The organism is Paraperlucidibaca baekdonensis (assembly GCF_003387535.1).
Classification (GTDB): Bacteria; Pseudomonadota; Gammaproteobacteria; order Pseudomonadales; family Moraxellaceae; genus Perlucidibaca; species Perlucidibaca baekdonensis.
In genome coordinates, this window is sequence record NZ_QUNR01000004.1 from 303201 (window position 1) to 329650 (window position 26450).

Consider the following 26450-nt stretch of genomic DNA (forward strand, 5'->3'; position numbering starts at 1 on the left):
TATGAAGCAAGCGAGCCCCGCTCATGCCCCTGCGGCAGAGCATTTAATCACCGAGGCATTGCGCCATCTTAGCAGCGCTTCCACGTGTTTATGGGTAGCCGATGACGAATTGACGACAGCGGCGGCGAGTAACAGCGCCACATCATTACAATGGGTTTCACGCACGCCCTTGGCGCTACTGAGTGAACCATGGCAGCAGCGCTACGCCATCGCTATTGCTGTGGTGCCTGCAGAATTAGCGCCATCACAGGCGCTGCATCTGCTATCGAGTTTGCGGGATTTGCACGCGCGTCAGGTACTTGCGTTTGTTCCAACTAATGCCTTGGGGTGGCAGGCCGCCGATCTGTTAGCACTCGGCATGCAGCGACATGCGCGCTTTCATCACGGCGCACAGCTCATCGAGGCCTGGAGTTTTGATATCAAAACTTATAAAGCTGTGCCCGACTGGCTGAACCCACGATTTTGGGCAAACCCCGAGCATTGGGGCAAATTTCGCTGGTAATCAGTGTAAGAACTTCACCGGCTTTTCAGCCGCCGTGGGGTCATCGCAGACCTCGCCCTCTTTCTCGGCTTTATGGATATAGCCGCTGTGTTCGGTGGTCGGCAAATGTTGCTTTTCCCAAACAATCACGGCCTGCAAGCAGGTTTCTAATTGCTCTGGGCTTAAGCGCTGGCCATCGGGCCATTTGCCTAATTCCACGGCACGCTTTAAGTTCGCGACAATGTCGGGCGTGAGCACGTCAAGCATGCGCGCCAATAATGCATCACTCATGAAAAACCTCGACTCAATCAATACCGGCTTGGTGACTATTCCAGCCTAGTTTGGTGCGACAAGCCGCGTAAAAATCGTGGCCTGGTGGGTGCAATAAACGCAGTTTAAACGGATGTTTTCGCACATAAATCCAATCACCGGATTGCAAAATTTGCCCCGGTTGACCATCGGCACTGATGCGCGGCGGAATATCGGATAAGACTAAGAGTTTAATCTCGCTATTGCCATCGACGACAATAGGACGACTGCTCAGTGTGTGCGGGTGCATGGGCACAAGCCCAATAGCATCGAGGCGCGGATGCAAAATTGGGCCACCGCCAGAAAGCGCATAGGCGGTGGAACCGGTTGGCGTGGAAATAATCAGGCCATCGGAGCGCAGGCGATAGACAAACTGCCCTTCAATATAAAGCTCAAATTCGATCATGTGCACGGTGGTGCCGGTGTGCAAAATCACGTCATTGAGTGCCAGCATCTCGCTTTCTTCGCGACCCTCACGAACCACCGAAGCACTCAATAAAAATCGCACATCCTCGCTGTAATGACCCGCTAAAACGGCGCCGACTTGCTGCTCAATTTCGCTGGGTAAGACATCGGTTAGAAAGCCCAAGCGACCACGATTAATGCCGAGCACAGGCGTGTTGGCGCGCGCCAAGGTGCGCCCAGCGTGCAGCAAGGAGCCATCGCCGCCGACCACAATAATCAGGTCGCAGGCCTCACCGAGTTGGGATTTTGTGCAGATCTGCAAATCATCGCGCGCCATGATGGCGGCGGTGTCTTCGTCATAAATGACGTGACGGCCTTGGGCCACTAAATAGCGATGTAGTTCGCCGAGTGTGTCAGCCACCGCGGCATTGCCGGGGCGACCCATTAGGCCAATATTTCGAAAGGAATCCATGAGCTAGCCTTTAGCGCGTTGCAAATAGTCTAGCGACTCATATCGCACGGCGAAAGACGTTTTGGCGGATGATTGTTGCTAGTTTAAATCTCAACCGCATCATCGTAGTAGATGTCATCGCTTAACCACAGATCGGCATCAGTATTATCGAAATACTCTTCACGTTCCATATCCATTGTTTTCTCACTGTCTTTTTAATTTGTCAGTGCATTAAAACGCTGGAAAATGACAAGCAGATGACACCTTAACGGTTGCTGATAACTTGCTGCTCAACACGCGGATTGTGCTTACGCTTGCCACGCAATAAGCGCTGCCACAGGGTGGTATCAGACCACTCGCTGATCACTTGCTCAGAAAACACCACGCGCTGCATATCGACCGGGCCGATGCGCGGGTTGTCGATGTCAGCACGGAAGCATTGCGCATAGCCGGTCGCGGTTTCATGAACAATCACCGAATGCAGCGCCACATCTTGCTCGCCATTGGCCATATCGGTGAGGCTCAAGGCGCGATCAATGAGTGTAAAAAACATCCGCGAAAACTGCTCGGCCGATGGCGACACTGGCAAAGCGATCCAGCGCGCGCTGAACTGCTTACAAGCCGCTATATAGTCGGCGTCATCTTCGTCCCAAAACGCCACGGCATGGTCAAAGGCATCAATCAGATTGCGAATATCATCTTTCATCAGGCCAAAGTCGTAGACCATCTGGCCGTTATCGAGGGCGTGCGCTTCGAGCAAGACTTCGACTTGATAACTGTGCCCGTGAATGGAGCGTTTGCAGCGATCACTGCTGCAATTACGCACAATGTGGGCATTTTCAAAGCGAAACAGCTTACGAATTAACATGCGATGACTCATCGACTTGGCAGACTACGATGGCTTCTAGTCTAGCAAAAACCACGCGATGGGCGGCGGCTTTTTCAGTCGCAAGTTTCGCCTCAGGCTTGTACAATCGCCCACGGCTTGTGTTGTCACCTGGGCTATCCGCCCTTGCCCCCAGACAGCCTCTATTCAAACGCCCCATCAGGAGTTTTATTAATGAAACAGCCCGTTCGCGTAGCAGTTACCGGCGCCGCCGGCCAAATCGGTTATAGCCTGTTGTTCCGCATCGCTTCTGGCGAAATGCTCGGCAAAGACCAGCCCGTTATTTTGCAAATGCTGGAAGTGCCTTTTGAGAAAGCCCAGGCCGCGCTAAAGGGCGTGATGATGGAACTCGACGACTGCGCATTCCCCTTGCTCGCCGGCATGGTCGGTAGCGATGACCCTAATGTTGCGTTTAAAGATGCTGACTACGCCCTGCTCGTTGGTGCTCGTCCACGCGGCCCTGGCATGGAGCGCTCAGACCTTCTGCAAGAAAACGCGAAAATTTTCACCGTGCAAGGCAAAGCCTTAAACGATGTAGCCTCGCGCAATGTCAAAGTATTGGTGGTCGGAAACCCAGCCAACACCAACGCCTACATCGCCATGAAGTCAGCGCCTGATCTGCCCGCTAAAAACTTCACCGCCATGCTGCGTTTAGACCACAACCGCGCGCTGTCGCAGTTGGCCAGCAAAACCGGTAAAGCCGTAGCCGACATTGAAACCATGACGGTGTGGGGCAACCACTCACCCACCATGTATGCCGACTATCGCTTCGCCACCATCGCTGGTGCCAGCGTGAAAGACATGATCAACGATGAAGACTGGAACCGTACGGTGTTCTTGCCCACTGTTGGCAAACGCGGCGGCGCCATCATTGAAGCGCGTGGCTTGTCGTCGGCTGCTTCGGCTGCCAACGCCGCCATCGACCACATGCACGATTGGGCCCTCGGCACCAATGGCAAATGGGTCACCATGGGCATCCCATCCGATGGCAGCTACGGCATTCCTGAAGGCGTGATGTACGGCGTGCCAGTGACCTGCGCCAACGGCGAATACACCCGCGTGGAAGGCTTAGAAATCGATGCCTTCTCGCGTGAGCGCATGGATTTCACACTCAATGAGCTGCTCGAAGAGCGTGACGGCGTGGCGCATTTGCTGTCATAAGGCTGGCTTAAACGACCGATGCGGCTATCGGTCGGTTAGCAAAAATAAACCCGCTTCGGCGGGTTTATTTTTGTCTCAGCACTTCCGACACGCGACCCCGCAGCAACGGAAGAACCTCGTACTCGAACCACGGATTCCGGCGTAGCCACAGGTTATTCCTCGGACTCGCGTGTGGAAGGGGCACTAAGTGTGGCCAATGCGTGCGCCACGACTTCACCTGCTCTGTTACCGACGCACCCGCCTCATGCGCCTTTCTTCCCGGCGCTTGTCCCGCAATTAGAATCCTTGCCTCTGGGTGCAACTGAAGAATTGGCTTAGGATCAAGCGCTAGATGAACCTCGCAACGTGTGCAGGCACTTGACACCGAATCAGCCAATATTGTACAAATATACGTACAACAGGAGCCGCCCCATGGACGCAATTACTTACAGCACTGCCCGAGCCAAACTAGCTGACACTATGGATCGTGTGTGCGATGACCACGAGCCTATCATCATCACCCGGAATGGCCAGCAGGCCGTTGTGATGATGGCGCTTGATGACTTTAAGGCGCTGGAGGAGACTTCCTACCTGCTGCGCAGTCCCAAGAACGCGCGCCGACTGCTTGAAAGCATTTCAGCGCTAGAGTCCGGCAAAGGTCAGGCACGGACTCTGCTCGAGTGAATATAGTTTTCTCCGAAAAGGCATGGGAAGACTACTTGTATTGGCAAAAGACCGATAAAAAACTGGTGCAACGAGTCAATGGCTTAATCAAAGAGATTGCCAAAACGCCCCACTCGGGAACTGGAAAGCCAGAGCCATTGAAGCATGCGTTGTCCGGTTACTGGTCACGCCGCATCAATGACGAGCACCGCATTGTCTACAAAGTCACTGATGACTCTTTGCTTATCGCTCAGTTGCGATACCACTACTGAGGTGGCTAACAGTTTATTAGTGCGCATGCTCATTTATCTGGCCTCGCCAACATAATTCATCGATAGATCAACGCCTTGCTGCCCGCCCTTGGCCCGCTTACCAACCACATCGAGCTAAACTTTCTGACCAGCAACATTTTTCAGCAATCAAGCCGTGTCATTATCATGCCACGGCACCACTAGCTCAGGAATTGCGTATGGCTCACGGCATCATCAACTCCATCGCCTACGATGAACAAGGCAAGCGCATCGACCGCGTTGAATTGGGCGACTCGCGTGCTTTCTTGGCAGACAATCCCAAGGCCATGCTGTGGATTGGCTTGCATGAGCCCGACGCCGAGGTTTTGGCCCAGCTTCAGCAACAGTTTGATCTGCACGAGCTAGCCATTGAGGATGCCTTGCGCGCCCATCAGCGCCCGAAAATTGAGGCCTATGGAGGCCAGCGCTTCATTGTCGTGCACACAGCCGAGCGCGAGGGTTCGCGCATTGTCTTTGGCGAAACCCATTTGTTTATTGGCGAGCGCTTTTTAATCAGTGTGCGCCACGGGCCATCGCACTCCTACGCCACCATGCGCCAGCGCGTCGAGGCCAGACCGCAGCAACTCGCGCACGGGCCAAGCTATCCGCTCTACGCAGTGCTGGACTTTATCGTCGATAACTATGTGCCCATCGTGGAGGACTTTAAGCAGACCTTGCAGCAGCTCGAATCGGATATTTTCCAGGCAAATTATAAGCGCGGCACCATTAAGCGCCTGTATGTGCTGAAGCGCGAATTGATCACGCTGCGCCTGGCCTCCTCGCCCATGCAAGATATTGCGCAGGAGTTAAGCCATGCCACCGATGATTTGGTGCACCCGAGTATTCAGCCCTACTTTCGCGACATCGCCGATCATTGCACGCGCATCAATGAAGCCATCGATGCACTCAATGAGCTGCTCAGCTCGGCCATTCAGGTGAATTTATCGCTGGTCACGGTGAAACAAAACGAGGTGGTGAAGAAGCTTGCTGGATGGGCCGCGCTGTTAGCACTGCCCACGCTAGTCACCAGCATCTACGGCATGAACTTTAAGTTTATGCCGGAGCTTAGCCTGCCCTATGCCTATCCCACCGTGGTCGCAATTACCGTGCTGGCTTGTGTGAAACTGCACAGCACATTGAAACGAGCAGGCTGGATGTAAGCCGCTCGCCGCGCCTTACATGAGCGCGTGCGGGGCGGTGATGACGCCATTATTGTCGGCATAAACGTATTCGCCGGGCCTAAACGTGATGCCGCCAAAAGTCACCGGCACATCGACCTCGCCAACGCCTTTGCGCACACTTTTCAGTGGAATGGACGCCAGCGCTTGCACGCCTAAATCCAACTCAGCGATGGCATCGACGTCGCGAATACAGCCATAGACGATGACTCCCGCCCAGCCTTGACTGACGGCACTGTCGGCGATTAAGTCGCCGAGCAAGGCACAGCGCAATGACCCGCCGCCATCGACGACCAGCACACGGCCCTCGCCGGGGGTGGCGAGCAATTCTTTCACGCGCGAATTGTCTTCGAAGCATTTCACCGTGACCATGGCGCCACCAAATGCCGATACGCCACCAAAGTTAGAAAACATCGGCTCGCAAACGCGCACCACATCGGCATGGTCGTCGCATAAATCGCAGGTAACAAAAGTCATTAAACACTCCTTTAGCTCAAACAATTTAGACAGTTTACGCCAGCGCGACCATGTCGTTGTAGTGCACTCGTCTGATGCCCGGTGCAGGTATCGGTGCCAATGCCAACGCCGCCATAGCAGAGGCAACCAGCTCACCATGCACAGGTCGATACTTCGCCAAGGGCCCGATAAACGCCGGGGCAATCGGTGCCGAGAGCAGCTGGCCGATGCGCTCACCAAGGCGATTTTCCTCGCGCGCACCCAATAGCAACGACGGCTGAATAATGCTTAGATGAGCAAAGCCCAAGGCCTCAACTGCGGCTTCCATCTCGCCTTTCACACGCGAATAAAATGACCGCGCATGCTGATCGGCACCGACGGCACTGACCACCATAAAATGCTGTACACCAATGCGTTTAGCCAGCCGTGCAAACGCTAAAACCGCATCAAAATCGACCGCCCGAAAGGCCGCTTGGCTGCCCGCTGTTTTAATGGTTGTGCCCAAACAACACACTGCCACATCGGCTTGCCACTTGGTCATCCAGCCCTCGAGTGCCGAAAACTCGGTGACATGCTCAAGAACCCGAGACTGTTTTTTCAAGGCTAATGGCCGTCGTGAAATGCTCATTAGCGCAGGCTTGCTGCTGGCCTGAGTGAGCTGCTGCAATAGCGAGGCACCAATAAAACCACTGGCTCCGGCTAACAAAATGCGCGTCATGGCACTATCCTATGGCTATCAATGCAGCGACTCTACGCACAAGCGCAGGTGTCGTCAGCAGGCTTAGCGAGTTTTTCATGGCATTAGCCGTTATTTTTTCTCAGAAATTTGGTGCTTGCTTAACGCGGCTATCGCTTGTGCTCGTCTTCAGTTTCCTGTCATTGCCGGTAAGTGCAGAAAAACTTTATCGTTTTCAAGATGCTAACGGCAATACCTTACTCACCAATCAAGTCGCCCCCGGTGGTAAAAAACCCCTGCAGTCGGCCGATAAGCGCTATAGCAAACTCGTCAAAGTCACGTGGTATGCCGACACCAATGTGCATCGCTATGGCAATTATGGTGCAACGGAGGCCTCCGTGCGCCCGAGTGCTAGCAAAAACCGCTCAGCATTTGATCCACTCATTGCGGCCGCAGCGCAACAACATCGCATCGATTTTGGCTTGATAAAAGCCGTCATTCATACCGAGTCAGGCTTTAATCCGCGCGCGCGTTCAGGCCCCGGCGCGCAAGGTCTGATGCAATTGATGCCGGCCACAGCCGCGCAGTATCGGGTTGATGATGTCTGGGATCCTGCGCAAAACATCAACGCCGGCAGTAAACATTTGAGCTATCTGCTCAAGCGCTATAAAGATATAAGGATAGCGCTTGCCGCTTACAACGCCGGGCAAGGTAATGTGGATCGCTATGGCGGCATTCCGCCGTTTACTGAGACCAGAGATTATGTGGCTCGCGTAATGAGCCGCTATCAGAAGCTGTATGCGCAGGCAGTGCCTGCAGTGGTGTCATCACGCCAATAGTGGCGCCTTCCAAGACCAGTGCATAACGCGTTAAGCAAGCGCCGGGCCCAGGCATTTTGCATTCGCCGGTGATGGCATCGAAGCGCCAACCATGCTTGCTGCAGCGCAGACTTAAGGTCGACTCACCATCGACGACTTGCATACGTGCATCGCGCAGATCGGCTTGCCGATGTGGGCATTGATTGCGAATCAGCAAGCGCTGCCCCGCCTCCTGTATGAGCAATAGCGGTACGCCATCGACAACAAATTCGCCGCGATAGCCTTCGTCGAGATACATGAGTTTTTCTAACGCCAGATAGGGCATAAGGCAGGCTCACAAAAAAAGGGCAGATAACAGAAAGGCGGGTTTCCCCGCCTTTCGTGTCAACGCGTGAGGTATTACTTGCCGTGATTTTCCGACAAATAGAACCATGTCTCTAATACCGAGTCCGGATTGAGCGACACCGAATCAATGCCCTGCTCCATCAGCCATTGCGCCAGATCGGGGTGATCTGAGGGGCCCTGACCACAGATGCCAATATACTTACCCGCATCGCGGCAGGCTTTAATGGCACGTGAGAGCAAGAACTTCACGGCGGGATCACGCTCATCAAACAGGTGCGAAACAATACCTGAGTCACGATCAAGGCCCAGCGTTAGCTGCGTTAAGTCATTGGAACCGATCGAGAAACCATCGAAGTGCTGCAAGAACTCATCGGCCATGATGGCGTTGGTGGGTAGCTCACACATCATGATGATGCGCAGGCCATTCTCGCCGCGCTTGAGGCCTTTCGCCGCCAACAACTCAATGACTTTTGCCGCACCCGTTGGCGTGCGAACAAACGGAATCATGATTTCAACGTTGGTTAAGCCCATGGTGTCGCGGACTTTTTTCAGCGCGCGTACTTCCAAGTCGAAGCAGTCGCGGAAATTGTCGGAAATGTAGCGGCTGGCGCCACGGAAGCCGAGCATGGGGTTTTCTTCTTCCGGCTCGTAGAGCTTGCCGCCGATCAAGTTCGCGTATTCATTGGACTTAAAGTCCGACATACGCACAATGACTTTTTTCGGATAGAACGCCGCCGCCAAGGTGGCAATACCTTCGCTCAGCTTCTCCACGTAGAAGTCCACGGGCGAGGCATAACCGGCACAACGCTGATCCACGGCCTGCTTGATGTCGCGTGGCAAGGTGTCGTAATTCAACAGCGCCTTCGGGTGCACGCCAATCATACGGTTGATGATGAACTCCAAGCGCGCCAAGCCAATGCCTTCATTGGGCAGCGTGGCGAAGTCGAACGCACGATCGGGGTTACCAACGTTCATCATGATTTTGAACGGCAGTTTTGGCATCGACTCGATGGAGTTTTTCTGGATTTCGAAGTCCAACAAACCTTCATAAATAAAGCCAGTGTCTCCTTCAGCACAGGACGCGGTAACTTCCATGCCATCTTTCAAAATATCGGTGGCATTGCCACAACCAACGATAGCCGGCACGCCTAATTCACGGGCAATAATAGCGGCGTGGCAGGTGCGGCCGCCACGGTTGGTAATGATGGCGCTGGCGCGCTTCATCACCGGCTCCCAATCGGGGTCGGTCATGTCGGAGACCAGCACATCGCCGGGCTGGACCTTGTCCATCTCTTTAATGGAGCGCACCACGCGCACCACACCAGAGCCAATACGCTGCCCAATCGAGCGGCCTTCGCACAAGACTTTGCCCTGTTGCTTGAGCAGATAACGCTCCATGGTGCCGGCGTTTTGACGACTTTTCACGGTCTCGGGGCGTGCTTGCACGATATAGAGTTTGCCGTCATCGCCGTCTTTGGCCCACTCGATGTCCATCGGTGAGGCGTAGTGTTTCTCGATAATCAAGGCTTGGCGTGAGAGCTCTTCGATCTCGGCATCGGTCAAAGCAAACACGGCGCGCTCGGCTTTATCGACGTCAACAATTTGCGTGGAACGGCCAGCGGCACCGCTGTCGGCGTAAATCATTTTTTGCGCTTTCGTGCCTAAATTGCGACGCAGCACCGCTGGGCGACCGGCATTGAGCGTGCCTTTGTGCACATAGAATTCATCGGGGTTGACGGCGCCTTGCACGACCATTTCGCCGAGACCATAAGAGGCCGTAATAAACACCACATCGCGGAAGCCAGACTCAGTATCGAGTGTGAACATGACACCGGCGGTACCGATTTCCGAGCGCACCATGCGCTGAATACCAGCCGATAACGCCACCAGTTTGTGCTCAAAGCCTTGGTGCACGCGGTAGGCAATGGCGCGGTCATTAAACAGTGACGCAAACACTTCTTTAATGGCAATCAGCACATTATCGAAGCCGCGAATATTCAGGAAGGTTTCTTGCTGACCGGCAAATGAAGCGTCGGGCAAATCTTCGGCGGTCGCCGATGAGCGCACAGCCACGGGCATTTCTTCATTGCGGCCGGTGAGCTCATCGAAATGCTGGCGCACTTCGGCCTCAAGCGCCGGTAATAACGGTGTTTCAACCACCCATTGGCGAATCTTTTTACCAGCCTCAGCAAGAGCCACCACGTCGTCGACATTGAGCGCATCAAGCACATCATTGATGCGTTTGTTCAAACCGCTTTGCTCGAGGAAGTCGCGATAAGCCTGCGCGGTAGTCGCAAAACCGCCAGGAACTGACACGCCGGCATTGGCGAGGTTGCTGATCATTTCGCCTAATGACGCGTTTTTGCCGCCGACGGTGTCGACATCGTGTTTGCCTAACTGCTGAAACGGAATGACAAGATTAGCCACGGTGATGCTCCCTGTTGGGGTGAGGATTCGCGTCGCGGTGGATCACACGCTGCGACAGAGTGATTTGATTCTACTCTATGCTTTTAGGCTTTGCTGTTTCCAGCAGTCGGATTTCCGACCAAGGTCGCAGGCTTTTTTGTGTGCTACACACCACACAAGCATTAGACTTAGCCAGTTGTTTTTTCTTGGCTTTTTTCGTGCCACACTAGAAAAACACGGCGCTGATATACCGGCCAAAAACATTCATAAAATAAATACCATCTATTTTCTTTGCTTATACACAGGAAAAAGCCATGAAGCGCACCGTATTTTTCATCTCCGATGGCACCGGCATCACCGCCGAGACACTCGGCCATAGCCTGCTTGCTCAGTTTGAAAATATCGAATTCGACGAAAGCACGCTGCCATATATCGACACCGTGGAAAAAGCCGAGGCGGTCGCTAAGGAAATCAACCGTGTGGCCAAAGATGAAAGCGCCGGTGGGCGACCCATTATTATCGACACCATTGTTGATAAAAAAATTCGCGATGTAATTTCCGCCGCCGACGGCTACATGATGGATGTTTTTGAAACCTTCGTAGATAAGCTGCAAACCGAGTTGGCCTCGCAAGCGGTCAATGCCGTGGGCAAATCGCACTCCATCATCGACAACAAGAGCTATAACGTGCGCATCGATGCCGTGCATTTCGCTCTCGACAACGACGATGGCGCGCGCACCAAGCATTACGACAAGGCAGACTTAATCGTGGTTGGCGTGTCGCGCTCCGGCAAGACCCCGACCTCACTGTATATGGCGCTGCAGTTTGGCATTTATGTCGGCAATTACCCGCTGACCGAAGATGATTTCGATGACCTGCGTCTGCCCGCCTCTTTGCGCGAGCACAAGCACAAGCTATTTGGCTTAACAATCGACCCGATTCGGCTATCGGCTATTCGCAATGAGCGCCGCGCCAACTCGCCGTATGCGTCATTGAGCCAATGCCAAATGGAAGTTCGTGCGGTGGAAGCGATGTTTAACCGCGAGGGCGTGCCGTTTATTCAAACCACGCACTTATCGATTGAAGAGATTTCTACGCGGATTATGGCCACGGTTGGGCTTAAGCGGCGGTCATTATGAGCTTTACTAAGCGGCTATCTTGGCTTTGATTGCGCCGTGGGGGGATGGGGTGGATGAAGCATAGCGAAGCGTGGCTCACCCACCCCATCCCCTCACCGCCCTCACTAAAAACTACGTAGCCTTCTCCAGCTCCCGCTTACTAACCCGCTCAGCCTCAAGCACAAGCGCATCGTCTTTCACCGACACCTGCACGCGCCCACCCTTGTCGGCGAGCTTGCCAAACAGAATCATCTCGGCCAATGGCTTTTTCAGGTGCTCCTGCAGCACGCGCGCCATGGGTCGTGCGCCCATCAGTCGGTCATAGCCTTTTTCAGCCAGCCAGGTACGCGCCTCGTCATCGACTTCGAGCAAGACATGCTTGTCGTCGAGCTGCGCTTGTAGTTCAACGAGGAATTTATCGACCACGCTGCCAATCACCAGCGGATCAAGCGCGGCAAAGGCGATGATGCCATCGAGGCGATTGCGGAACTCTGGCGTAAAGGTTTTCTTCAGCGCTTCCATGCCATCGGTGCTGTGATCTTGGTGAGTAAAGCCCATGCTCGCGCGACTGACCTGCTCAGCGCCAGCGTTGGTGGTCATCACCAACACCACATGACGAAAATCGGCTTTGCGACCGTTATTATCCGTGAGCGTACCGTGATCCATGACCTGCAAGAGCAAGTTAAAGACCTCCGGATGCGCCTTCTCAATTTCATCGAGCAGCAATACGCAGTGCGGATGTTTGACCACGGCCTCGGTGAGCAAACCACCCTGATCGAAGCCAACATAACCCGGTGGCGCACCAATGAGGCGCGATACAGTATGGCGCTCCATGTATTCCGACATATCGAAACGAATCAGCTCAATGCCCAATGTGCGTGCCAACTGGCGAGTGACTTCGGTTTTACCAACACCCGTGGGCCCGGAAAATAGGAAGCTGCCAATGGGTTTTTCCGGTGACTTTAAACCCGCACGCGAGAGCTTGATGGCCGCTGCCAGCGAGTCGATAGCGGCATCTTGCCCGAACACCGTCATCTTAAGGTCACGCTCAAGATTACGTAGCGCCTCTTTGTCATTGGATGTCACGGCTTTTGCCGGGATGCGCGCCACTTTCGCGACCATCTCCTCAATATCAGCGACGTTGATGACTTTTTTGCGCTTGCTCACTGGCTGCAGACGCTGAAATGCACCGGCCTCGTCGATCAGGTCAATGGCTTTATCCGGCAAATAGCGCTCGTTGATATAGCGGTCGGCCAATGTCGCCGCCGACAGCAGCGCTTTATCGGCATAACGCACGCTGTGATGCTCCTCAAAGCGCGATTTCAGGCCACGCAAAATGCGGTAGGTCTCGTCGACACTGGGCTCCGCAACATCGATTTTATGAAAGCGTCGCGACAGCGCGCCATCTTTCTCAAAGAGGTTGCGATACTCTTGATACGTGGTAGAGCCCATGCACTTGAGGCTGCCATTGGCCAATGCCGGTTTCAGCAAATTCGAGACATCGAGCACCCCGCCGCCGGCCGAACCCGCACCAATGATCGTGTGGATTTCATCGATAAATAAAATCGCGCTGGGCTTGTCAGTCAGCTCATTAATCAACGCTTTAAAGCGTTTTTCAAAGTCACCGCGGTATTTTGTACCCGCCAGCAAAGCGCCAATATCGAGCGAATACACCTCACCATCGGCAATGGCATCGGGCACTTTGCCCTCAACGATGAGCCATGCCAGCCCTTCGGCTATGGCGGTTTTACCAACACCGGGCTCACCAACCAATATCGGGTTATTTTTGCGACGACGGCATAACACTTGAATAGCCCGCTCAATTTCAGGCTCGCGCCCCACGAGTGGGTCAAGCTTGCCTTTTTTGGCCATGTCGTTGAGGTTGACGGTGTAATTTACTAAGGCTGAGTCTGCGACAGCTTCAGCCACGCCATCAGGATCGCTGGTGTCATTTTCTTTGGCGTCATCGGTCCCCGATGAGCTGCCATGCGACAAATAATTCACCACATCCAGGCGACCAATACCCTGCTGCTTGAGCATATAAACAGCATGAGATTCTTGTTCTGAGAAAATCGCCACCAGTACGTTAGCGCCGACTACTTCACGCTTTCCTGACGATTGCACATGAAACACCGCGCGCTGCAACACGCGTTGAAAACCAAGTGTGGGTTGCGTTTCACGGCCGCCATCGGGATCAGGTAACAATGGCGTAGCGTCATCTATATAAGTCGCCAACTCACGGCGCATGGCATTAGGCTCGCCACCGCAGGCATGCACCGCAGCCGTGGCCGATTCGTTATCGAGTAGTGCAAGCAATAAATGCTCAACCGTAATAAATTCGTGGCGTTTTGCCCTCGCCTCGCGGAATGCCACGTTGAGGGTCAGCTCCAGTTCTCGACTTAACATGCCTGCCTCTCCTTGCCGCTGCTCAGGGCACCGGCTCTACCAGACACAGCAGCGGATGCTCATGCTGCCGCGCGTAATCGACCACCATGGCCGCTTTGGTTTCTGCCACATCACGCGAGTAAGCGCCAATACCAGCCTTACCCAAATGATGAACTTGTAACATCAGCCGTGTGGCATGCTCGCCAGTCAGACCGAAAAACTGCTCCAACACGTCAATGACGAACTCCATAGGAGTGTAATCGTCATTAATCATGACAACTTGATAGCGTTTTGGTTTTTCAAGCTCGGGTTTCGCCGGCTCAATGAGCGCCGTGCGACCAACATCAGGCGAATCACTGTCGTTATCTTCCCGGCTCATGTGCCATTTACCTGCTGCATTCATACGACATCATAAAAAGTTAAATCGATACTTCACTGTAGCAGAAAGCATTGCCGTGCCTAGGCATCAATGCATAGTATTTATGCAGTTAACATGCCTTCTAGCACGCGCCACTGACGATTCGACAAACCTCATGCAAAACCATTAGACGAAAAAAAACACCCCTAACTGGCCAAGACTCGACCACTTAGAGGTGTCTTTGGTCGCGCTTACATATGGCTGATGATGGCATCACCAAATTCAGAGCAGCGCAGCAGCTTGGCATCGGGCATGAGGCGCTCGAAGTCATACGTCACCGTTTTTGCTTCAATAGCCTTTTCAACGCCCTTGATAATCAAGTCGGCGGCTTCACCCCAGCCCATATGACGCAGCATCATCTCGGCAGACAAAATAATGGAGCCTGGGTTGACCTTGTCTTGACCCGCGTATTTAGGGGCCGTGCCGTGCGTGGCTTCAAACACGGCCACGGAGCCACCTAAGTTTGCACCGGGCGCAATACCAATGCCGCCCACTTCTGCCGCCAATGCGTCGGAAATGTAGTCACCATTGAGGTTGAGCGTCGCGATCACCGAGTAATCGGAGGGGCGCATGAGGATTTGCTGTAAAAACGCGTCGGCAATGACATCTTTAACAATAATGTCTTTGCCAGTTTTCGGATTTTTGATGGTCATCCATGGGCCACCATCGATCAGCTCGCCGCCAAAACGCTCAGCCGCCAGCTCATAGCCCCACTCTTTGAAGGCACCTTCGGTGTACTTCATGATGTTGCCTTTGTGCACCAGCGTGACCGACGACTCATCGTTATCGATGGCGTACTGGATGGCTTTGCGCACCAAACGCTGCGTACCCTCTTTCGAGACCGGCTTAATACCAATACCGCAGTTTTCAGTGAAACGGATCTTTTTCACGCCCATTTCTTCTTTCAAGAACTTGATGACCTTGATGGCATCGGGCGTATTGGCTTTCCACTCAATACCAGCATAGATGTCTTCCGAGTTCTCACGGAAAATCACCATATTGGTCAGCTCAGGATGCTGCACCGGGCTGGGCACACCGGGAAACCAACGCACTGGACGAATACACACGTACAGATCGAGTTCTTGGCGCAGTGCCACATTGAGCGAACGAATACCGCCGCCCACTGGCGTGGTCAGTGGGCCTTTGATGCTCACCACGTATTCGCGCAGGGCCTCGAAGGTTTCTTCCGGCATCCAGACATCGTCGCCGTAGACTTTCGTGGCCTTCTCGCCGCAATAGACTTCCATCCACGAGATAGCGCGCTTGTTGCCGTAGGCGGCTGTGACGGCCGCATCAACGACTTTGACCATCACCGGCGAAATATCGGCACCGATACCATCGCCTTCAATAAAAGGAATAATTGGGAAATTTGGCACATTAAGGGACAAATCGGCGTTGACGGTGATTTTGTCACCATCTGTTGGTACCGAAATCTTCTGGTAACCCATTCTGCAGGTACTCCGTCAGGACAGTGGCGCTGATGGCGCCGGGATTGCGATTGCAATAATCGTTCTTGTTGAGTCCGAGTATACTCATGCAACCTCAGCGGCCCAAGACATCTCATGCAGAAAAACACGACCGATTACCCCCGAAGTCGACCAAAGTTCAAGGAAAGCGGTGCCTCTCGTCTGATTTTGTTGCACAAACCGTTTCAGGTGATGTGCCAATTTAGCCCTGAGGGCGAGCGCCAAACCCTGACCGAGGTCATGCAGGCAAGTGCGCGCGACTACCCACGCGATGTGTATCCGGCGGGTCGCTTAGATTTCGATTCGGAGGGGTTGCTGTTGCTCACAAACGATGGCGTCTGGCAAGCACGCATCAGCCAGCCGCGCGCGAAAATGGTCAAGACGTATTTGGCGCAAGTCGAAGGCGTCATTAGCAATTCGACGCTGCAGGCACTGCGCGATGGCATTGTGCTGAAAGATGGGCCAGCGCGGGCCTTGAGTGCAGAGCGTATATCGCCCGCGCCCGTGGTCAGCGAACGCCATCCGCCCGTGCGTTATCGCGCCAGCATTCCCACCGATTGGCTACGCATCAGCCTTGATGAGGGCCGCAATCGCCAAGTGCGGCGCATGACCGCCGCTGTGGGCCTGCCCACCTTGCGCTTGATTCGTGAGCGCATCGGCCCATGGACACTCGCCGATCTTGACGTTGGGCATTGGCGCGATGTCGATTTGGCCGAAGCTTGCCGCACCTTGGGGCCAGCGCAGCGCTAGCGCAAGGCGATCTGTCATCCACTTGTGCAGCGCCCATAGCGGCCGTAAAGCTTGCTAGACTATGGCACCCCGATTTAAAACGCAGGCACCATGGTATCTCGCAGTCATTCAGACCTCTCAACATCGCCAAATGCATCCGCCACTGCAAGCACAGCGCGCGGCCGCGTGATTGTCGGCATGTCGGGCGGCGTCGACTCGTCGGTGGCAGCCGCCCTGCTCATCCAGCAAGGCTGGCAGGTCGAAGGCCTGTTTATGAAAAACTGGGAAGAAGATGACGGCAGTGAGTACTGCACGGCGCGCGAGGATTTAGCCGATGCGCAAGCGGTCGCCGACACACTCGGCATTCATTTGCACAAAGCCAATTTTGCCGCCGAATATTGGGATGGCGTGTTTGAGCATTTTCTCGCCGAATACGCCGCTGGTCGCACGCCAAACCCCGACATTCTCTGCAATAAAGAGATCAAGTTTCGCGCCTTCCTCGATTACGCCCTAATGCTCGGCGCGGATTACATTGCCACCGGTCATTATGCTCGCCGCGATGAGCAACAGCCGGCGCGCCTGCTGCGCGGCCTCGATAGCAATAAAGATCAAAGTTATTTTTTGCATGCCGTGGCGGGTGAGCAATTGGCGAAAACGCTGTTTCCAGTCGGCGAGTTGCCGAAACCTGAAGTGCGGCGGATTGCCACCGAGCTCGGTTTAGCTACGGCGGCGAAAAAAGACTCGACCGGCATTTGCTTCATTGGCGAGCGGCGCTTCAAAGACTTTTTGCAGCAATACCTCCCGGCACGCCCCGGCCACATTGAGACCGATGCCGGCGTAGTAATTGGCGAGCATCAAGGCTTGATGTATTACACGCTCGGTCAGCGCCAAGGCATTGGTATTGGCGGACAAAAAGACGCCAATGAGTCGCCGTGGTATGTGGTCGGTAAAGACATGGCGCGCAATGTGCTGTTGATTGGTCAGGGCCACGAACACCCCCTAATGCAAAGCCGCGCGCTTTATGCATCAACGATTGATTGGGTGGCGGGTGAGCCGCCATCGCTACCGCTGAGCTGCACGGCTAAAACACGCTATCGTCAAGCCGATCAAGCCTGCCAAATCGTGGCCGATGGCAGCGGTTATCGCGTCCTATTTGATCAATTACAACGCGCCGTCACTCCCGGGCAATCCGTGGTTTTCTACCAGGGAGATGTCTGCTTGGGCGGCGGCGTTATTGAGGAGACATTTGCCACATGAGCCAATTACATCGCGATAAAACCTTGGCCCTAGCGGCTGTTTTTCAGGCAGCTGGGCTTGCCGCAGAGCTGGCGCGTACCGGCAAAAGCCACGCCGACGCGGAAACCTTTTTGCAACGCTCAGCATTGATACTCGACACCGATGATATCAGCACCATTTACCCGGATGCGCGCGGACTTGAGCAAGGCTTGATGTGGCTTGAGGGCTGTCTGATGGAGCAAGGCCGATCATTGGCGCAAGCCGGTGAAATCGTGCGCTTGGGGCTGGGCATTGTGCAGGTTGAAAAGCATCTGCTGCGCTCGCCTGACGTGCAAAACTCGTTGCGCCAGCGTCTAGAGACAGTGGCCCGCCAGCAGCAGTTCAACCCCGACATGAGTGCCAATGAGCTCGCGCAAGCACTCGGCTCAGTGTACGTAGACACTCTCGGCAGCCTGCGCTTTCGCGTGCAGTTGCGCGGTAATGCCCAGCACCTGCAAGCCGCCGGCATGGCTGAGCGCATTCGCGCGATTTTGCTTGCCGGCGTTCGCGCCGCCTGGCTCTGGCGCCGCCTCGGTGGCCGGCGCTGGCATTTAATTTTCACGCGCAGCCAGATCCTCAGCGAGATCCGCGCCATCGCTAAAACGGTGTAGAATCCGCGCCTTCAATTAAGTCCTTGCACACTGGAGTTTTGCCATGGCGTTGTCGCCCCTTACCGCCCTATCCCCGGTCGATGGCCGTTACGCCAGCAAAGTCGATGCGCTGCGCCCGTACTTCAGCGAATTTGGCTTGATCCATGCCCGCGTGGAAGTCGAAGTGCGTTGGTTGCAATGCTTAAGCGCGCATGCCGGTGTGCCCGAAGTGCCGGCGTTTAGTGCTGAAGCTAATGCCTTTTTGGACGCATTAGTCGCCGATTTTTCACTGGCCGATGCCGAGTGGATTAAAACCACCGAGCGCACCACCAACCATGATGTGAAAGCGGTTGAATACTTCCTGAAAGACCGTGTTAGCGCGCTGCCTGAACTACACGCCGTCACCGAATTCATTCATTTTGCCTGCACCAGCGAAGACATTAATAACCTCTCGCATGGCTTGATGCTAAAACATGGTCGCGCCGTGGTGATTGACCAAATGCAAGCCGTGGCCGATGCCATTCGTGCCCTCGCCCATGCCCAAGCCGCCGTGCCGATGCTCTCGCGCACGCATGGTCAAACTGCCTCACCGACCACACTCGGCAAAGAAATGGCCAATGTGGTGTATCGCCTCGAGCGCCAAATTGCTGAGTTCGCGCGCGTGCCATTGCTCGGTAAAATCAATGGCGCGGTGGGCAATTACAACGCGCATTTGGCCGCCTACCCGCAGGTCGATTGGCAGGCCAATGCCGAGGCGTTTGTCAGCTCACTGGGCCTGACCTTCAACCCCTATACCACGCAAATCGAGCCACACGATTACATCGCTGAGGCCTTCGATGCCGTGCGCCGCTTCAACACCGTGCTCATCGATTTCAACCGCGATGTCTGGGGCTATATTTCGCTGGGCTATTTCAAGCAGCGCTTAAAAGAAGGTGAAGTCGGCTCATCGACCATGCCGCATAAGGTCAATCCCATCGACTTTGAAAACTCCGAGGGCAATCTCGGCATCGCCAATGCCCTGCTGGGCCATTTGGCGGAAAAGCTGCCGATCTCACGCTGGCAGCGTGACCTCACTGACTCCACCGTGCTGCGTAATCTCGGTGTTGGCTTAGCACATAGCGCCATTGCCTATGATTCTGTGCTGAAAGGCATTGGCAAACTCGAGGTCAACGCACCACGGATTGCCGTTGATTTGGATCAATCTTGGGAAGTGCTTGGCGAGGCCATTCAGACCGTGATGCGCCGCTATGGCATTGAGAAGCCTTATGAAAAGCTCAAGGAGCTGACGCGCGGCAAGACCATTACGCCGGAGTCACTCGCCACGTTTATTGCCACGCTCGAGCTACCAGACGCGGTGAAAGCGGAGCTAAAAACGCTGACACCAGGCAGCTATATTGGCAATGCTGATGCGCAAGCGCGCAATATTTGAGAGCGACCATGCCCTTTTTGCCTGATGCCAGCGACTTATGTCGTCGCGATGAACCGTTAGCCTGGCTTGGTGGTCTGCGCGCAAGTGAGTTTTTGCGTGATTATTGGCAGAAAAAGCCGTTGTTAGTACGCGGCGCTTTTCCTGCACTGGCCGACCTCATTAGCTTTACTGAGTTGCAACAGCTAGCCGAGGAAGACGGCTTGGAAAGCCGTGTCATCAGCGGGCCGAATGCGACAGGACAATGGACCTTAAAAAATGGTCCGTTTAAGCCGATAACATGGCGCAAACAAGGCATGCATGACTGGACGGTGTTGGTGCAAGCCGTCGATCACGCCTTACCAGTGCTTGCTGATTTGCTTGACCATTTTGCCTTTGTGCCCGAATGGCGCATTGATGATGTCATGGTCTCTGGCGCGGTGTCTGGCGGTTCGGTTGGACCACACAGTGATCAATACGATGTGTTTTTGCTGCAAGGGCCGGGCTCTCGGCACTGGCGCTTGGGCCAGCACGTCAGTGCAGCCGATGCTCTGGTGCCCGACCAGCCATTGCGCCTACTGGCTGATTTTCAGCAAAGCTTTGAAGCGACTGTCAGCACCGGCGACTTGCTCTATGTACCGCCCGGCTTGGCGCATCATGGCGTCGCTGTTGATGACTGCCTAACCTACTCAGTTGGTTTTCGCGCGCCAGCTGTGCCACGCCTGCTTGATGCCCTCGCCGATCAGCTCTTAAGCCTCAATGACAACGAGCCTTTGCTCGCCGATCCAGCGCGCGAGCTGTGCGCACATAGCGCCAGTTTAACCGCTAGCGATACCTGCGCCATGCGCTCTGCCATGCTGGCGTGGATTGACCAGCCCGATCAGCTCGCCTTAGCCATGGCGCCCAGCTTGAGCGAAGCGAAATATCCGGACTACGAGCCAGAGGCTAGCGACTGCAGTCTCGATGATTTACGTGCCGCCATTCAGGAGGGCATTGAGCTGATTCGTGACCCCGCCTCACGGTGGCTATGGTTGCCGGCGCACAAGCAGCTCTGGCGCAATGGCGAATGTGTCGATACCCCGCCGGCAATTAGCGAGCATCTGCCGACCTTGCTGGCGAGCCGCCGACTCCGCCAAGCCACATTAAGCACGCTGCCAGAGCCTGTGTTGCAATGGCTTGCTGACGACATCAGCGCCGGTTTTTGGTTGGCGGTTGAGGCCATCTGATGCACTTGGCGGCATTGCCTTGGCATGAGCATCCACTGCGCTACACCGAGGCTCTGCTGAGTCAGCGCTGGCCATTGCTACTCGATAGCCAAGCCGATGGACGCTGGCAAATCATTGTCGCCAATCCACGCGCCACCGCCGTGCTGACCACCTCAGGCTGGCAGTTTGACGGCTGGCCCGGTGCCGATGGCGACAGCTTTGCGGTAATGTCAGCCCTGCAAGCTTGGGGCAATGCAGCCTCTCAAGCGCACGCCACAGCAGACCATGAGCTGCCGTTTACAGCGGGTGTCATGGGCTATGTTGGCTACGCCGCGGCCAGCGAAAAAGGCCTACCTGGGCGCCGCGCAGATGATTGGCCGCTAGCGACCTTGGCCTACTACGATCAGGGCATCGCGCTCGACAGCGCCACTGAGCAGGCATGGCTATGGGCCAGCGCCACCATGAGCGCGCCCGACTGGCAGGCATGGCAAGCGATTTGCCAGCAGCCGCCGGCGCCATCGACGCTCGGCTTCACACTGCATGAACCATTTCACGCACTCACCAATACGCAGCGCTATGCAGATGACATTGCGCGAATCCATGAGCTGATTCGTGCCGGCGACTGCTATCAGGTCAATTACACACAAGCCTACGAGGCGCCCTACAGCGGCCGCTTGTGGTCGCGCTACGGCGAGCTTCGTGGTCTCGCGCGGGCACCTTACGGCGCGTATTGGGCGCTGCCATGGGGCGAGCTGCTGAGCTTGTCGCCTGAGCAGTTTATTGGCATTGAGAAGCGCACGCTGACCACCCGCCCAATCAAGGGTACACGGGCGCGCGGCGGCAATGCCGCTGAGGATCATGCCGAGGCCAGCGCGCTCAGCGCCAGCGCTAAAGACATGGCTGAAAACATCATGATCACCGATCTACTGCGCAATGATTTGAGTAAACACGCGCGCACAGGCAGCGTTCGTGTTCCCGAGCTGTGTGCGCTGAAAAGCTTTGGCCAGGTGCATCACTTGGTGACAACCATCACCGCCACGCTGCAAGACAGCGCCTCAATTGCCGATGTGCTGCGTGATGCCTTTCCCGGTGGCTCAATTACCGGCGCACCGAAAAAGCGTGTCATGGAAATTATTGAAGCGCTCGAACCCAGCGCCCGCGGTGTCTATTGCGGCATGCTGTTTTACTGGGATGTGCAAGGCCGGGTTGATAGCAGCATCACCATTCGCACCTTGGTGGCGCAAGCCGGTGTGGTGCGGACATGGGCCGGTGGCGGCATCACACTCGACTCAACGTGGCAATCTGAATATGCCGAATGCTGGAGCAAAATGGGGGCAGTGATGGAAACCCTAAGCCATCAGAAATTACCAAGCCAAAATACTTAATTGCACGCCTTACACTCCGTCACATAAGCACTGCAAACACCTACGCAAACCACCTGTTGCTTGTTTAAGCTGATGCGTAAATTCCTCACTGAGACATTCGATCGTCAGCCATGGGCCAAGGCCCGGAGAGGAACTCATGAACATCAGCAAACACACTAAAATCGCAAGCGCGCTAGTCCTGGCCATGAGCTTGGCTGCGTGTGGCTCCGATGGTGATAGCACCGGCAGCACAACAAATAACGCCAACAATCCCAGCAACCCACCAACGACAACACCCACCCCACCGACCACCAGCCCCACGGTGTCGGCAAATATTCTCGACAATACGCAAAACCAGCTCGGCAATATCGTCAATGGTTTGGGCAATCAACTAAGCGTCGTAGATGCCAGCTCGCCGCTCAAAGTCGGCGCGTTCGTGCGTTGCTTAAACCCCGCCGTTAACCAACTGCTCGATGGCCCAGACGCGCTGCTCAGCAACCTTTTGTCGGCCCTAAATGGTGGCGTCAGCGCTGGCATCAACAACGCTACGCAAGCCTTCAACCCCGCACTCATTCAAGAAGGTGTGGTGGGTCTTGCCGGTGGCGTGCAGTCACTCACCACCACCCTGCCACAAGCATTGATGGCTTTAGCCGGCCAAGGCACATGCACATCAACTACGGCACCCGGTGGCGATAACCCCTTAGATGCGTTAACGGCTCTGGCAACAGACCCTAGCAATCCATTAGCGCCATTGTTTACTGCGTTAATTGATGCTGGCGTGCCGGCTGATGGCGGTGGCGCAGGCCCAACCAACACACCGCTCGACGTGATACTGGCGCCGTTAACTCAGCTAGCTGGCGGCGCCGGTGCACCAAGCGACCTGACCAATCTGGCTTCAGTGGTTAATCAAGTGGCCACTGGTGTTAACACACTAAACAGTGCCTTATTTCAAAGCCTGCTCACGCAAACTGCCGCCGTGCCAGTCGTTGGCGGCGTCACCGAGCTATTGGGTGATGCACTGAGCGATGTGGCCTTGGTCTTAACCGATCTCGACAACGCCACAACTACCAACCAAGAGCTGTTGGGTACATTGAATAACTTATTGGTCAATGTGACCGACTTGTTCAGCGCTATTCCGGGCAATGAAGTGGCTACCGCGCCCATTCAAAGCGCGATTGGTACACTGACATCGGGCTTGAGCACGATTACCTCGCCGCTGACCCAGCTGTTGGGCATGGTCGCGATTTTGCCCGGCTCATCGGCTACGCCAGGCGGTGATTTGCCCACCAGCTGGATCCCCGTCTTGGGCGGTCTGATTGATGGCGCAACGAGCAACGTGACGCCACCAGCGCCAGGTAGCACACTGCCTGCAGCACCTGTATCACCAACCGATGCGCTCAATGCAATTCCTGTCATTGGCCCCATCTTAGGCGGTGTATTAGGTGGATTGTTTGGTGGCTTAGGCGGCGGCGTATAACGGCCTCTGCTGAGAACAAAAAAGGCCCTCATTTGAGGGCCTTTTTTTATGCGCTATTTACGGAATCTGTCGCAATGAGGCTTTGCGAATCTCGGCCTTCAGTTCTTCATAGGTCGTGGTGACCGGAAATTGCGGAAACTCGCGAATCACATTCTCTGGTGCATCAAACAAGATGCCCTGCTCGGCCTCGCCCAACATATTGGTGTCGTTGTACGAATCACCCGCGGCGATGCAGCGGTAGTTTAATGAATGAAAGGCCTTGATGGCGGCGCGCTTTTGGTCAGGCTGACGCAGCTTATAGTCAGTGATGGTGCCATCGGCGGCGACTTCGAGCTTGTGGCAAAACAACGTTGGCCAGTCGAGTTGGCGCATCAGGGGGTGGGCAAACTCATAGAACGTGTCCGATAAAATAATCAGCTGAAAATGCTCACGCACCCACGCCAAAAACTCATAGGCACCGGGGATAGGCCCCATGTCGGCAATCACCGCTTGAATATCGGGCAAGCCCAGACCGTGCTCTTTGCAAATGGCCAGGCGCTGCTTCATCAGCACATCGTAGTCGGGGATGTCACGCGTGGTGGCCTCCAGCGCTTTAATGCCGGTGCGCTTGGCCACATTGATCCAAATTTCCGGCACCAACACGCCTTCCAAATCGAGACAGACTAATTCCATAACCAACCCCTAAATGCACTAACCAATGAGGCGCAAAGGTTACTGTTAGGCGCGTATCGGTGCAAATGGAAAAGCGCTTTCTGCTATGCTGCACGCTGATTATTTGGAGTGATGCGCAATGGCGATTTCGGCAAACACCGTAGCAGAATGGCAAACTGAACTGGCGGGTAAAGGCCCGCAAAGTATCGTGAAGTTTGCACTCAGCCAATGCCCAAACCTGTGCCTATCATTTAGCGGCGCTGAAGATGTGGTGCTGATTGATATGGCGGTGAAATCCAAACTGCCCTTTCGCGTGTTTACGCTCGATACCGGCCGCTTACACGCCGACACCTATCGCTTCCTCGACACCGTACGTCGCCACTATGGCATCACGCTGGAAGTCTGCTATCCCGACGCGCTGACCGTGCGTGAGTTGGTCACGGCGAAAGGCTTTTTCAGCTTCTATGACGATGACCACAAAGAATGCTGCGGCATCCGTAAAGTTGAGCCATTGCGCCGCCAACTCGCCACCACCACGGCGTGGATGACTGGCCAGCGCAAAGATCAAAGCCCCGGCACACGCAACGACGTCCCCGTGGTGCAATACGACACCAGCTTTGATGGCCTCGACGGGCCATTAGCCAAGTTCAATCCCTTGGCCAACTGGTCATCGAGCGAGGTCTGGGATTATATTCGTGCCTTAGATGTGCCCTATAACCCCTTGCATGAAAAGGGGTTTGTCAGCATTGGCTGCGAGCCTTGCACACGCGCCGTACTGCCCGGCCAACATGAGCGCGAGGGGCGATGGTGGTGGGAAGAAGCCACCAAAAAAGAATGCGGCCTGCACCTGAGCAACCTCACACCGCCGGCTTAAAACACCGGCAGCGCTTGCCCCTTAAACAGGTGATCGACCTCGGCGCGGGCATCCCCTCGATTGAGCACGGCCTCGACTACGTGACGATTTAAGTGCGGCGCAAAGGCCTCAATAAAGTCAAACATAAAGCCGCGCAAAAACGTGCCGCGACGAAAGCCAATATGCGTCACGCTGGGCTCAAATAAATGCTCAGCCGGCAGCGCCACGAGCTTGCCGCCATCGATCTCTGGCTCAAACGCCATCTGCGCGATGATGCCCACGCCGAGCCCCAAGCGCACATACGTCTTGATGACATCGGCATCGGTGGCGGTAAACACCACATTGGCGGCTAAACCCTGCTGGCGAAAGGCCTCATCGAGCTTAGAGCGCCCCGTAAAACCAAACACATAAGTAACAATGTCATGCTCGGCAATGGCCTCGAGTGTGAGCGGCTGCACGCGCGTCAGCGGATGTTCTTTGGGCACCACCACGGTGCGATTCCACTGATACGCCGGCAGCATCATCAGGTCGGCAAAATGCTCAAGCGCCTCGGTAGCAATAGCAAAATCGACGGTACCATCGGCGGCCATTTCGGCGATTTGCTGTGGCGTGCCCTGATGCATGTGCAGCGTGACTTCGGGGTATTTACGACGAAACGCGGCAATCACCGCCGGCAAACGGTAGCGCGCCTGCGTGTGTGTGGTGGCCACTGACAGCGTCCCACGGGTCTCATCGGAGAACTCGAGCGCGACTTGGCGGATGGAGTCGACTTGCCGCAAGACATCGCCGGAAAGCTTTAAAATCGCCTGACCAGCTGGCGTGATGCGCGAGAGGTGCTTGCCATTGCGCGCAAAAATTTCCACGCCGAGCTCATCTTCTAAGAGGCGAATTTGCTTACTGATGCCCGGTTGCGAGGTAAACAGCGCATTAGCCGTCTGCGACACATTGAGGTCATGCTGAGAGACTTCCCAGATATAACGCAATTGCTGCAACTTCACTCGACACCTCGC

Annotated in this window: 27 protein-coding genes; 15 read left to right on the plus strand and 12 right to left on the minus strand. The window is 55.1% G+C overall.

Annotated elements, in window-relative coordinates:
* Nucleotide 1 precedes the first annotated feature (1 nt).
* Nucleotides 2–502 carry a DUF6231 family protein gene (locus tag DFR26_RS10235; RefSeq protein WP_116208866.1) on the plus strand — a complete coding sequence of 167 codons (501 nt, stop codon included), beginning with the start codon at nt 2–4 and terminating at the stop codon, nt 500–502.
* Here DFR26_RS10235 and DFR26_RS10240 read toward each other — a convergent pair whose 3' ends face one another.
* The 3 genes from DFR26_RS10240 to DFR26_RS10250 form a co-directional block, all read right to left on the minus strand.
* Complete coding sequence (locus DFR26_RS10240) at nt 503–772, minus strand: YeaC family protein (protein ID WP_245953060.1); 270 nt, start codon at nt 770–772, stop codon at nt 503–505. It abuts the gene before it with no gap.
* A gap of 13 nt (nt 773–785) precedes the next feature.
* Nucleotides 786–1667, minus strand: a complete 882-nt coding sequence (locus DFR26_RS10245; protein ID WP_116208867.1) for an NAD(+) kinase — start codon at nt 1665–1667, stop codon at nt 786–788.
* 244 nt (nt 1668–1911) lie between these two features.
* Nucleotides 1912–2514, minus strand: a complete 603-nt coding sequence (locus DFR26_RS10250) for a 6-pyruvoyl trahydropterin synthase family protein (RefSeq protein ID WP_116208868.1) — start codon at nt 2512–2514, stop codon at nt 1912–1914.
* Nucleotides 2515–2706: 192 nt separating this feature from the next.
* On the opposite strand from DFR26_RS10250, the gene DFR26_RS10255 reads away from it, so the two are divergent.
* From DFR26_RS10255 to DFR26_RS10275, 4 genes are all read left to right on the plus strand, one after another.
* Nucleotides 2707–3693 (plus strand): malate dehydrogenase, encoded by a 987-nt coding sequence (locus DFR26_RS10255; protein WP_116208869.1) that lies wholly within the window; start codon nt 2707–2709, stop codon nt 3691–3693.
* 411 nt (nt 3694–4104) lie between these two features.
* Nucleotides 4105–4356, plus strand: coding sequence for a type II toxin-antitoxin system Phd/YefM family antitoxin (locus tag DFR26_RS10265; RefSeq protein ID WP_116208954.1), 252 nt, complete (start codon nt 4105–4107; stop codon nt 4354–4356).
* Nucleotides 4353–4607, plus strand: coding sequence for a Txe/YoeB family addiction module toxin (locus DFR26_RS10270; protein ID WP_116208870.1), 255 nt, complete (start codon nt 4353–4355; stop codon nt 4605–4607). The genes DFR26_RS10265 and DFR26_RS10270 overlap by 4 nt, the downstream gene beginning before the upstream one ends.
* A gap of 197 nt (nt 4608–4804) precedes the next feature.
* Entirely contained in the window at nt 4805–5785 is a 981-nt protein-coding gene (locus DFR26_RS10275) for a magnesium and cobalt transport protein CorA (protein ID WP_116208871.1), read from the plus strand.
* A gap of 15 nt (nt 5786–5800) precedes the next feature.
* Here the strand turns inward: DFR26_RS10275 and rraA are convergent, their stop codons facing one another.
* Together rraA and DFR26_RS10285 are read right to left on the minus strand one after the other, a co-directional pair.
* Nucleotides 5801–6280, minus strand: a complete 480-nt coding sequence (gene rraA / locus DFR26_RS10280) for a ribonuclease E activity regulator RraA (RefSeq protein ID WP_116208872.1) — start codon at nt 6278–6280, stop codon at nt 5801–5803.
* 34 nt (nt 6281–6314) lie between these two features.
* On the minus strand, nt 6315–6977 hold the full coding sequence (locus tag DFR26_RS10285) for an NAD(P)H-binding protein (RefSeq protein WP_116208873.1): 663 nt from the start codon (nt 6975–6977) through the stop codon (nt 6315–6317).
* A gap of 77 nt (nt 6978–7054) precedes the next feature.
* Here DFR26_RS10285 and DFR26_RS10290 point away from each other — a divergent pair, with 77 nt between their 5' ends.
* A complete protein-coding gene (locus DFR26_RS10290) occupies nt 7055–7774 on the plus strand; it encodes a lytic transglycosylase domain-containing protein (protein WP_116208874.1) in 720 nt (239 codons plus the stop codon).
* Here DFR26_RS10290 and DFR26_RS10295 read toward each other — a convergent pair.
* Together DFR26_RS10295 and ppsA are read right to left on the minus strand one after the other, a co-directional pair.
* A complete protein-coding gene (locus DFR26_RS10295; RefSeq protein ID WP_116208875.1) occupies nt 7680–8078 on the minus strand; it encodes a Rieske (2Fe-2S) protein in 399 nt (132 codons plus the stop codon). The genes DFR26_RS10290 and DFR26_RS10295 overlap by 95 nt on opposite strands.
* Nucleotides 8079–8152: 74 nt before the next feature.
* A complete protein-coding gene (gene ppsA, locus DFR26_RS10300; protein WP_116208876.1) occupies nt 8153–10525 on the minus strand; it encodes a phosphoenolpyruvate synthase in 2373 nt (790 codons plus the stop codon).
* Nucleotides 10526–10818: 293 nt separating this feature from the next.
* Between ppsA and ppsR the strand changes: the two genes are divergently transcribed.
* On the plus strand, nt 10819–11643 hold the full coding sequence (gene ppsR, locus DFR26_RS10305) for a posphoenolpyruvate synthetase regulatory kinase/phosphorylase PpsR (RefSeq protein WP_116208877.1): 825 nt from the start codon (nt 10819–10821) through the stop codon (nt 11641–11643).
* Nucleotides 11644–11754: 111 nt separating this feature from the next.
* Here ppsR and clpA read toward each other — a convergent pair whose 3' ends face one another.
* The 3 genes from clpA to icd all read right to left on the minus strand — a co-directional run bounded on the left by clpA (nt 11755) and on the right by icd (nt 15873).
* Nucleotides 11755–14028: an ATP-dependent Clp protease ATP-binding subunit ClpA gene (gene clpA / locus DFR26_RS10310; protein ID WP_116208878.1), complete on the minus strand. Its 2274-nt coding sequence runs from the start codon at nt 14026–14028 to the stop codon at nt 11755–11757.
* 22 nt (nt 14029–14050) lie between these two features.
* Nucleotides 14051–14386 carry an ATP-dependent Clp protease adapter ClpS gene (gene clpS, locus DFR26_RS10315; RefSeq protein ID WP_116208955.1) on the minus strand — a complete coding sequence of 112 codons (336 nt, stop codon included), beginning with the start codon at nt 14384–14386 and terminating at the stop codon, nt 14051–14053.
* Nucleotides 14387–14616: 230 nt separating this feature from the next.
* A complete protein-coding gene (icd, locus tag DFR26_RS10320; protein ID WP_116208879.1) occupies nt 14617–15873 on the minus strand; it encodes an NADP-dependent isocitrate dehydrogenase in 1257 nt (418 codons plus the stop codon).
* A gap of 114 nt (nt 15874–15987) precedes the next feature.
* On the opposite strand from icd, the gene DFR26_RS10325 reads away from it, so the two are divergent.
* The 7 genes from DFR26_RS10325 (at nt 15988) to DFR26_RS10355 (ending at nt 23936) form a co-directional block, all read left to right on the plus strand.
* The gene (locus DFR26_RS10325; protein WP_116208880.1) at nt 15988–16641 is read left to right on the plus strand and encodes a pseudouridine synthase; all 654 of its coding nucleotides are present in this window, start codon (nt 15988–15990) and stop codon (nt 16639–16641) included.
* Between the two features lie 90 nt (nt 16642–16731).
* Nucleotides 16732–17877, plus strand: a complete 1146-nt coding sequence (mnmA, locus tag DFR26_RS10330; RefSeq protein ID WP_116208881.1) for a tRNA 2-thiouridine(34) synthase MnmA — start codon at nt 16732–16734, stop codon at nt 17875–17877.
* On the plus strand, nt 17874–18506 hold the full coding sequence (locus DFR26_RS10335) for a lysogenization protein HflD (protein ID WP_116208882.1): 633 nt from the start codon (nt 17874–17876) through the stop codon (nt 18504–18506). Before mnmA ends, DFR26_RS10335 begins: the two co-directional genes overlap by 4 nt.
* A gap of 49 nt (nt 18507–18555) precedes the next feature.
* Nucleotides 18556–19914 carry an adenylosuccinate lyase gene (gene purB, locus DFR26_RS10340; protein ID WP_245953066.1) on the plus strand — a complete coding sequence of 453 codons (1359 nt, stop codon included), beginning with the start codon at nt 18556–18558 and terminating at the stop codon, nt 19912–19914.
* A gap of 8 nt (nt 19915–19922) precedes the next feature.
* Nucleotides 19923–21116 (plus strand): cupin domain-containing protein, encoded by a 1194-nt coding sequence (locus DFR26_RS10345; RefSeq protein WP_116208884.1) that lies wholly within the window; start codon nt 19923–19925, stop codon nt 21114–21116.
* On the plus strand, nt 21116–22480 hold the full coding sequence (locus DFR26_RS10350; RefSeq protein WP_116208885.1) for an anthranilate synthase component I family protein: 1365 nt from the start codon (nt 21116–21118) through the stop codon (nt 22478–22480). Before DFR26_RS10345 ends, DFR26_RS10350 begins: the two co-directional genes overlap by 1 nt.
* 136 nt (nt 22481–22616) lie before the next feature.
* On the plus strand, nt 22617–23936 hold the full coding sequence (locus DFR26_RS10355; RefSeq protein WP_116208886.1) for a hypothetical protein: 1320 nt from the start codon (nt 22617–22619) through the stop codon (nt 23934–23936).
* Between the two features lie 57 nt (nt 23937–23993).
* Here DFR26_RS10355 and thrH read toward each other — a convergent pair whose 3' ends face one another.
* On the minus strand, nt 23994–24608 hold the full coding sequence (gene thrH, locus DFR26_RS10360; RefSeq protein ID WP_116208887.1) for a bifunctional phosphoserine phosphatase/homoserine phosphotransferase ThrH: 615 nt from the start codon (nt 24606–24608) through the stop codon (nt 23994–23996).
* Between the two features lie 118 nt (nt 24609–24726).
* On the opposite strand from thrH, the gene DFR26_RS10365 reads away from it, so the two are divergent.
* A complete protein-coding gene (locus tag DFR26_RS10365; protein WP_116208888.1) occupies nt 24727–25461 on the plus strand; it encodes a phosphoadenylyl-sulfate reductase in 735 nt (244 codons plus the stop codon).
* On the opposite strand, the gene cysB is transcribed toward DFR26_RS10365, so the two are convergent.
* Entirely contained in the window at nt 25458–26438 is a 981-nt protein-coding gene (gene cysB, locus DFR26_RS10370) for an HTH-type transcriptional regulator CysB (protein WP_116208889.1), read from the minus strand. The two genes, DFR26_RS10365 and cysB, sit on opposite strands and share 4 nt — an antisense overlap.
* Nucleotides 26439–26450: the final 12 nt, after the last annotated feature.

Coding starts and splice junctions, on each gene's coding strand:
- DFR26_RS10265 (WP_116208954.1), top strand. CDS start 4,105: ATGGACGCAATTACTTACAGCACTGCCCGAGCCAAACTAGCTGACACT.
- ppsR (WP_116208877.1), top strand. CDS start 10,819: ATGAAGCGCACCGTATTTTTCATCTCCGATGGCACCGGCATCACCGCC.
- icd (WP_116208879.1), bottom strand. CDS start 15,873: ATGGGTTACCAGAAGATTTCGGTACCAACAGATGGTGACAAAATCACC.
- DFR26_RS10355 (WP_116208886.1), top strand. CDS start 22,617: ATGAACATCAGCAAACACACTAAAATCGCAAGCGCGCTAGTCCTGGCC.
- DFR26_RS10365 (WP_116208888.1), top strand. CDS start 24,727: ATGGCGATTTCGGCAAACACCGTAGCAGAATGGCAAACTGAACTGGCG.
- thrH (WP_116208887.1), bottom strand. CDS start 24,608: ATGGAATTAGTCTGTCTCGATTTGGAAGGCGTGTTGGTGCCGGAAATT.
- DFR26_RS10250 (WP_116208868.1), bottom strand. CDS start 2,514: ATGTTAATTCGTAAGCTGTTTCGCTTTGAAAATGCCCACATTGTGCGT.
- DFR26_RS10325 (WP_116208880.1), top strand. CDS start 15,988: ATGCAGAAAAACACGACCGATTACCCCCGAAGTCGACCAAAGTTCAAG.
- DFR26_RS10240 (WP_245953060.1), bottom strand. CDS start 772: ATGAGTGATGCATTATTGGCGCGCATGCTTGACGTGCTCACGCCCGAC.
- mnmA (WP_116208881.1), top strand. CDS start 16,732: ATGGTATCTCGCAGTCATTCAGACCTCTCAACATCGCCAAATGCATCC.
- DFR26_RS10255 (WP_116208869.1), top strand. CDS start 2,707: ATGAAACAGCCCGTTCGCGTAGCAGTTACCGGCGCCGCCGGCCAAATC.
- DFR26_RS10350 (WP_116208885.1), top strand. CDS start 21,116: ATGCACTTGGCGGCATTGCCTTGGCATGAGCATCCACTGCGCTACACC.
- DFR26_RS10285 (WP_116208873.1), bottom strand. CDS start 6,977: ATGACGCGCATTTTGTTAGCCGGAGCCAGTGGTTTTATTGGTGCCTCG.
- rraA (WP_116208872.1), bottom strand. CDS start 6,280: ATGACTTTTGTTACCTGCGATTTATGCGACGACCATGCCGATGTGGTG.
- DFR26_RS10335 (WP_116208882.1), top strand. CDS start 17,874: ATGAGCCAATTACATCGCGATAAAACCTTGGCCCTAGCGGCTGTTTTT.
- clpS (WP_116208955.1), bottom strand. CDS start 14,386: ATGAGCCGGGAAGATAACGACAGTGATTCGCCTGATGTTGGTCGCACG.
- DFR26_RS10275 (WP_116208871.1), top strand. CDS start 4,805: ATGGCTCACGGCATCATCAACTCCATCGCCTACGATGAACAAGGCAAG.
- DFR26_RS10345 (WP_116208884.1), top strand. CDS start 19,923: ATGCCCTTTTTGCCTGATGCCAGCGACTTATGTCGTCGCGATGAACCG.
- clpA (WP_116208878.1), bottom strand. CDS start 14,028: ATGTTAAGTCGAGAACTGGAGCTGACCCTCAACGTGGCATTCCGCGAG.
- DFR26_RS10245 (WP_116208867.1), bottom strand. CDS start 1,667: ATGGATTCCTTTCGAAATATTGGCCTAATGGGTCGCCCCGGCAATGCC.
- DFR26_RS10235 (WP_116208866.1), top strand. CDS start 2: ATGAAGCAAGCGAGCCCCGCTCATGCCCCTGCGGCAGAGCATTTAATC.
- DFR26_RS10295 (WP_116208875.1), bottom strand. CDS start 8,078: ATGCCCTATCTGGCGTTAGAAAAACTCATGTATCTCGACGAAGGCTAT.
- DFR26_RS10290 (WP_116208874.1), top strand. CDS start 7,055: ATGGCATTAGCCGTTATTTTTTCTCAGAAATTTGGTGCTTGCTTAACG.